The sequence below is a fragment of the Cyanobium sp. T1B-Tous genome, assembly GCF_024345475.1.
Classification (GTDB): domain Bacteria; phylum Cyanobacteriota; class Cyanobacteriia; order PCC-6307; family Cyanobiaceae; genus Cyanobium_A.
On record NZ_JAGQBE010000012.1, the window covers coordinates 51,622 to 57,643 of the forward strand.

Sequence of the window (6,022 nt, forward strand, 5' to 3'; positions counted from 1 at the left end):
CCAGCCCTCTGGCAATCCGACCCAGGTGACGATGACCCAGCCCTGGTCCCTGTTGGTTTACGGCCTCGCCGGTGCCGGGGGCGGCATGCTGGCCCTGCGCACGGGGATTCCCGCCGCTCCGCTGGCGGGAGCCCTGCTGGGCGCAGGCCTGGTGAGCATGAGTGGCCGGCTGGAAGCGGCGCAATGGCCCAGCGGAACCCGCACCCTGCTGGAAATCGCCATCGGCACCGTGATCGGCACCGGCCTGACGGCCGGGGCGCTGGGGGAGCTGCGCCTCCTGTGGCGACCCGCCCTGCTGATCACCATCACCCTGGTGCTGACGGGGTTGGTGGTGGGCCTGTGGTGCAGCCGACTGCTCGGCATCGATCCGGTGGTGGCCCTGCTGGGGGCCGCGCCGGGAGGCATCAGCGGCATGAGCCTGGTGGGGGCTGAATTTGGGGTGGGGGCCGCCGTGGCCGCTCTGCATGCGGTGCGACTGATCACGGTGCTGGTGGTGCTGCCCTTGGTGGTGCGCTTGGTGGTGCCTGGGGGACCCACCCCGCCGACCGGCTGAACCGGGGCTCGACTGGGACCGCTCCGATCGATACGTTGGGCCCTGGTGTTTCGACGTTGCCCCCAGGCCATGGCCCTGAGCCTTTTTGCCCCGCTGGACTCCCGAGGGGACTCACGCCAGCGCCCCAGGTTGCGCAGCCTGGCCCTGGCCCTGGTCAGCACGATCGGTTGCGCCGCACTCGGCACCCCGCCCAGCCAGGCCCAGACAGCAGAAATCAATGCGGCAGCCAGCAGCGCTGGGGCCGGCGGCAAGGGGGCCCAGATCTATTGCTTCATGCGCAACAGCGGCAACAACCACCAGGTGAGCTGGGATGCGGCCTATGCGGTGATCAAACGCCAGAACGACAAACTGTTCAAGACATCCCCGGAACACGCCGCGGTGATGATCACGGAAGCCGTGGTGCAGAACCCCAGTGTTTATCCAGACTGCGGCCGCTATCTCGGCGACCTGTTCACCAAGCCCGAACCCAAGCCAGAGAGCGACACAACAACGGCTCCCACCGGCGTCAGCCGCAATGAGCGTCTCGGTCAGTAGGGCGCCCCGCTGCCGGGGTGGCCGTGGCCTGGTGGACAACCTGGCCGCCACGGCCGCCCTGGTTGGGTTGTTGCTGACCAGCGGCTGCTCGGAGGAACCCCTGCCCCAGCGCCAGGTGCGCAGCGACGACTGCCTCCAAAACGTCAACCTCGCGCAACTCAACGAGCAGATCCGCCGCTGCAATGGGGTGGTGGCTGCCTTCCCGACCAACCCCGTTCCCCTGAACGATCGGTACCTGCTTCACAGCCTGGCCGGCAACGAAGCGGCTGCCTGTGCCGACATCGCCCGGGCGTCAACCCTGGCCCGTGCCAAACCCCCCGGCAGCCTCGATGCTCAGCTGCGCACGGAACTGAAACTCCGGCAAGAGCTCTGCCAAGACCCCAAGGGCACCCCAGCCACCAACAACCGCCCCCAGCCCTGAACCGCTCACCAACGGTCCATCAGGTCGCGCACCATGGCCGGCAGACTGCGGCGCTCCAACAGCTGGGGACGGCGCTCCAGCAGCAGGGCGATGCGCTCCGCCTTGCTGGCAATCAGACCGTCCACCAGTTGATCGGCCACCCCCAATTGCAGCCAGTGGCTGGTGAGACAGGCCCCCATGCCGATCCGATGGCAACGGTCCTCGGCCTGCTCGGCATCACCGGGGGTCCAGGGACGTTCCACCAGCACCACATGCCGGGCCCGGTGCAGGGTGAACCCCAGGCCCCCAGTGCCATAGGTGGCAATCAGCAGGGGATGCTCACCCCGCTGAAAGGCATCCACCTGCCCTTGACGCTGTGCTGGCGGCAGGGCCCCGGTGAGCAGGGCGCTGGCCGGGAAACGGCGATGCAGCAACGCGGCAGTGGCCACGAAGGCCGTGAACACCACAACCGCCTCGCCCCGGTCCAGCAGCGAGGCCACCAGGCTCTGGGTGGCCGGCAGCTTGTAATCGGAGCCGATCTGACGTAGCGCCGTCAGCACCGCCAGCACCTCCGCATCCCGGCGCACCTCACCGCGGGCCGCCCGGCGCCGGTAATCGTCCACCTTGGTCTGCAGGCGATGGTGGAAGCCCCGGGCCTGAAGGTCGTCCAGCTCCACCGCCAGCAGCTGCCGGTGCTTGGGGGGCAGGTCGAGACAATCCTGCTTGCGGCGATGCAACACCAGGGGCCGGACCAACCGCTGCAGCTCGTGGAGATGGCTGGCGCCCGTGGCCTGCCAGAGCCTCCGCCCCCCCTGCTCCCGCCAGTGACCCTGGCAGAACAGCTCCTCGTAGGCCCGTTGATCGCGGGCGAGGGGATGGCCGATGGCGGCCAACAGGGGAAACAACTGGGCTGGCCGGCCGTTCTTCATCGGGGTGCCGGTCAGCAGCCAGATGGCCCGCAGCCGGGGGTGCCGCGCCAGACGCAGCAGACCCTGGCTGCGCCGGGTCTGGCCGTTCTGGGCGTAATGGGCTTCATCGGCGATCACCACGGTGCCGGCGGGGGGCAGGGCCTGGGGCAGCCGGGCCCAGCTGTGCAGCTCAAGCCGCAGACCCAGGGAGGCCGCCTCGCCCTGCCAATGGCCGTGCAGGCCAACCGGCGCGATCACCAGGATGCGGCAATCGGCCAGACGCACCATGGCGCGAGCCGCCACCAGGGCGGAGAGGGTCTTGCCCAGGCCCATGGCATCGGCCAGCACGGCCCCACGCCGGGCCAGCAACCAGCGCACCGCCGCCCGTTGGTGGGCAAACAGGTGGCGACCATCCAGCAGGGTCTGCTCCAGGTCGGCCGCCGCCACCAACTGCCGATGGGGAGGCAGGGGCGGCAGGGGTTGGGCCAACCAGGCCAGCCACTCCGCCAGCTCGGGCTCCAGCGGAAAACGGCCCGCCAGGGCCTGCTGCAGCGCCGGGGCCGCCTCCAGAGGGAAACACCAGCAACGCCTCCGACCCGACCAGACCCCCCGGGGACGAATCGCCCGCAACTGGGCCTGGGTCACGGCGTCGTAGGGGCTGACCACCTCGATCTGCCCCGTCGCTCCCAACCGCAGCAGACAGCGCATCCGCGGAAGTGCAACCCTCGACACATTGACACCCTGGGCGATCGGGGCAAACTGCCGCCAATCGGGGCGCCCGGATGCAGGCCAGGGATGCGGTCTTCCTTGAGGATCTCTGCCCCAAGTTGCGCGTCAGGCGATGGCGCCAATCCCTGCACCAGGTCACCGACCAACGGTGCATCTACTGCGGCGAACGCTCCGAATCCATTGACCACGTGCATCCCCAGAGCCGGGGGGGCTTGAGCGTCACCGAGAACTGCGTGCCGGCCTGCCTCGCCTGCAACGGCCACAAGGGAGACTCCAACGCCTTCGAGTGGTATCGGCGCCAGGCGTTTTACGACCCGCGTCGGGCGATGGCCATCCGGGCCTGGACCGACGGGGACCTGCGCCTGGCCATGCGACTCCTGGACTGGGTGCATCCGGGCCAACCCCAGCCAGAACCCGAACCTCACCAGACGCGGCAGGCCTCGGCACCGTTGTGGCGCTGGCAGATGGCCTCCTGAACCTGGGGGCGCTCAGGGGCGACCACCACAGCCACCAGCAGCAGCACGGCCGCCAACATCGCCGGCACCGGGAAGGAGCTGGCCGTGTTCAACCGACGCGGCCTGGTCGGCGCAACGGGGGTCGGGGACACTGGTGCATGAAACAGGCGCGCTGAAGACGCTGAAGCTGGGTATCCGGAGACCGTCATGGCCATAACCGCTGAGAACTAATACAGGTGTACTCATGACAGCTGCTCTTGTCAACCCGGTCCGGCGATTGCTGGTGATCGGCGGCGGCTACACGGGTTTGCGTCTGGCCCGGGCGGCCCAGCGGCAGGGCATGGCCGTGCAGCTGACCAGCCGCGAACCCAGGCAGGACGCCGATGGACTGGTGTGGCTCCCCTTCAACAGCGCCTCGGAGCCCCCCGTTCTCCCCCCCCGCCAGGCCCTCCACGGCACCACAGACGTGGTGGTGTGCGTGCCCCCCGAGGCAGGGCTGGGCGATCCGGTGCTGCGGCTGCTGGGGCCGATCCTCAAGGAGCTGCCGCTGCACTGGGTGGGCTACCTCTCCACCACCGGCGTCTATGGCGACACCGGCGGCGCCTGGGTCGACGAAACCGGTGCCACCGCCCCCCGTCCCGGCCGCAGCCAGGCCCGGCTGGAGGCCGAACAGGCGTGGCTCGCCAGCGGCCTGCCGGTGCAACGCTTCCGCCTGCCGGCGATCTACGGACCCGGCCGCTCCCCCTTTGAGGCCCTGGCAAGCGGCCGCAGCCGGCTGATCCACAAGCCGGGCCAGGTTTTTTCGCGGGTGCACGTGGACGACATCGTGGGCTGTCTGCTGCACTGCCAAGCCCTGTCACCGGAGCGGCGCCCGCCCGTGGTCAACGTCGTGGACGACTGCCCCTGCCCCTCCAGCGAAACCCTGGGCTATGCCGCCCACCTGCTCGACCACAAACTGCCGCCCATGGAGCGCTTCGAGGCCATTGCCGCGGCCATGAGCCCGATGGCCCGCAGCTTCTGGGCCGAGAACCGCCGGGCCAGCAATGGACTGCTGCGCAACACCCTGGGCTACACGCTGCGTTACCCCAGCTATCGGGAGGGTTACCGAGCCTGTCTGGCCGAAGAACGGGCCGCAGCAGGAGCGCCAGCACGGGTCGAGGCGCTCGGTGGCGGCGGACAGTCCCCCAGATCACCAGGATCGGCCACATAGGGCAGGCCGAGGTCGGCCAGCATGCGCCCCCAGCGCATTTCGATCCAGCCCTTGCTGAATCCCGTTCCCAAACCCAGCACCAGACCCCCCAGCACCAACCAGCGCAGCATGGGCTCGTCCACCAGCAGCCAGGCCCCATCCAACCCCAGGCCCGTCCGCCTGGCCATTGCCCTGGGAGATCCGGCCGGCATCGGCGCGGAGGTGACCCTCAAGGCCCTGGCCCAACCGGAATGGCGCCTGGACCCCACCCGCCAACCCCTGCTGGTGGGCTGTCGTCGCTGGCTGGAGCGCAGCTACCAGCAGCTGCGACCAGTCAGTCGCGAACCGCTGCGGGATCCGGCTGAGCTGGAGATGGTCGACCTGCCCCTGGCCGAGCCCTGCCAGGCCGGGATCAGCACGCCGAGCTGCGGGGCCGCCAGCTTCAGCTGGCTCACCGCCGCCACGGAGCTGGTGCAACAGGGACGCTGCCAGGCCCTGGTCACCGCGCCGATTGCCAAGGCGAGCTGGCATGCCGCCGGCCACCCCTACCCAGGACAGACGGAGCGGCTGGCCGAACTGGCGGGCTGCCCGGACGCCTCCATGTTGTTCACCGCCGTGGCGCCCTCAGGCCAGTGGCGCCTGAATACCCTCCTGGCCACCACCCACATTCCCCTGGCGGCGGTGCCCCAGCGGCTGAATGGCGCCCTGATCCAGCGCAAGCTGGACGCCCTGCTCGCCTTCTGCCAACGGTTCCGCCCCAACCCCCACCTCGTGGTGGCGGGCCTCAATCCCCATGCTGGCGAAGCGGGGCAGCTGGGCCTTGAGGAAGCCACCTGGTTGGGGGCCGCACTGGAGGCCTGGCGTCAGCACCACCCCCAGGTGCGGCTGGACGGGCCAGTGCCACCGGACACCTGCTGGCTCGACGCTGCGAGCGCCTGGGCGGGGGGGGGATCCGGTCCAGATGGCTACCTGGCGCTGTATCACGACCAGGGCCTGATTCCGGTGAAACTGCTGGCCTTCGATGCCGCCGTGAACACCACCCTCGGCCTGCCGTTCCTGCGCACCTCTCCGGACCACGGCACTGGCTTTGCCATCGCCGGCCGAGGTGAGGCCAGGGCCGCCAGCATGGCTGCGGCCCTGGTGACGGCAAGGGATCTGGGCTGAGCATCCCGGGACCCTTCCCGGGGACCCGTCAGGCAGGCCGGACCCGCATCAACACCTGGCCAAACTCCACAGGCGTGCCGTTCTCCACCA

The 6,022-nt window shown here is 69.8% G+C and carries 6 protein-coding genes and 1 pseudogene; 6 read left to right on the forward strand and 1 reads right to left on the reverse strand.

Annotated features, from left to right (window positions below; translation table 11 throughout):
* Window positions 1-19: 19 nt before the first annotated feature.
* The 3 genes and pseudogenes from KBY71_RS04895 to KBY71_RS04905 form a co-directional block, all read left to right on the forward strand.
* Window positions 20-553 (forward strand): annotated as a pseudogene (locus KBY71_RS04895) (AbrB family transcriptional regulator); the annotation flags it as partial.
* 69 nt (window positions 554-622) lie between these two features.
* Window positions 623-1,087 (forward strand): DUF6554 family protein, encoded by a 465-nt coding sequence (locus tag KBY71_RS04900; protein ID WP_254927840.1) that lies wholly within the window; start codon window positions 623-625, stop codon window positions 1,085-1,087.
* A complete protein-coding gene (locus KBY71_RS04905; protein ID WP_254927841.1) occupies window positions 1,068-1,508 on the forward strand; it encodes a hypothetical protein in 441 nt (146 codons plus the stop codon). Before KBY71_RS04900 ends, KBY71_RS04905 begins: the two co-directional genes overlap by 20 nt.
* Before the next feature lie 5 nt (window positions 1,509-1,513).
* Here KBY71_RS04905 and KBY71_RS04910 read toward each other — a convergent pair whose 3' ends face one another.
* Window positions 1,514-3,103 carry a DEAD/DEAH box helicase gene (locus KBY71_RS04910; protein ID WP_254927842.1) on the reverse strand — a complete coding sequence of 530 codons (1,590 nt, stop codon included), beginning with the start codon at window positions 3,101-3,103 and terminating at the stop codon, window positions 1,514-1,516.
* A gap of 74 nt (window positions 3,104-3,177) precedes the next feature.
* Here KBY71_RS04910 and KBY71_RS04915 point away from each other — a divergent pair, with 74 nt between their 5' ends.
* The 3 genes from KBY71_RS04915 to pdxA all read left to right on the forward strand — a co-directional run bounded on the left by KBY71_RS04915 (window position 3,178) and on the right by pdxA (window position 5,932).
* The gene (locus KBY71_RS04915) at window positions 3,178-3,600 is read left to right on the forward strand and encodes an HNH endonuclease (protein WP_254927843.1); all 423 of its coding nucleotides are present in this window, start codon (window positions 3,178-3,180) and stop codon (window positions 3,598-3,600) included.
* A 223-nt stretch (window positions 3,601-3,823) separates the two neighbouring features.
* Window positions 3,824-4,789 carry an SDR family NAD(P)-dependent oxidoreductase gene (locus KBY71_RS04920; protein WP_254927844.1) on the forward strand — a complete coding sequence of 322 codons (966 nt, stop codon included), beginning with the start codon at window positions 3,824-3,826 and terminating at the stop codon, window positions 4,787-4,789.
* A gap of 108 nt (window positions 4,790-4,897) precedes the next feature.
* On the forward strand, window positions 4,898-5,932 hold the full coding sequence (gene pdxA / locus KBY71_RS04925; protein ID WP_254927849.1) for a 4-hydroxythreonine-4-phosphate dehydrogenase PdxA: 1,035 nt from the start codon (window positions 4,898-4,900) through the stop codon (window positions 5,930-5,932).
* Window positions 5,933-6,022: the final 90 nt, after the last annotated feature.

Bases quoted from the DNA above. Each gene is read 5' to 3' on its own strand.
- KBY71_RS04900 (WP_254927840.1), top strand. From the start codon at position 623: ATGGCCCTGAGCCTTTTTGCCCCGCTGGACTCCCGAGGGGACTCACGC.
- KBY71_RS04905 (WP_254927841.1), top strand. From the start codon at position 1,068: ATGAGCGTCTCGGTCAGTAGGGCGCCCCGCTGCCGGGGTGGCCGTGGC.
- KBY71_RS04910 (WP_254927842.1), bottom strand. From the start codon at position 3,103: ATGCGCTGTCTGCTGCGGTTGGGAGCGACGGGGCAGATCGAGGTGGTC.
- KBY71_RS04915 (WP_254927843.1), top strand. From the start codon at position 3,178: ATGCAGGCCAGGGATGCGGTCTTCCTTGAGGATCTCTGCCCCAAGTTG.
- KBY71_RS04920 (WP_254927844.1), top strand. From the start codon at position 3,824: ATGACAGCTGCTCTTGTCAACCCGGTCCGGCGATTGCTGGTGATCGGC.
- pdxA (WP_254927849.1), top strand. From the start codon at position 4,898: ATGGGCTCGTCCACCAGCAGCCAGGCCCCATCCAACCCCAGGCCCGTC.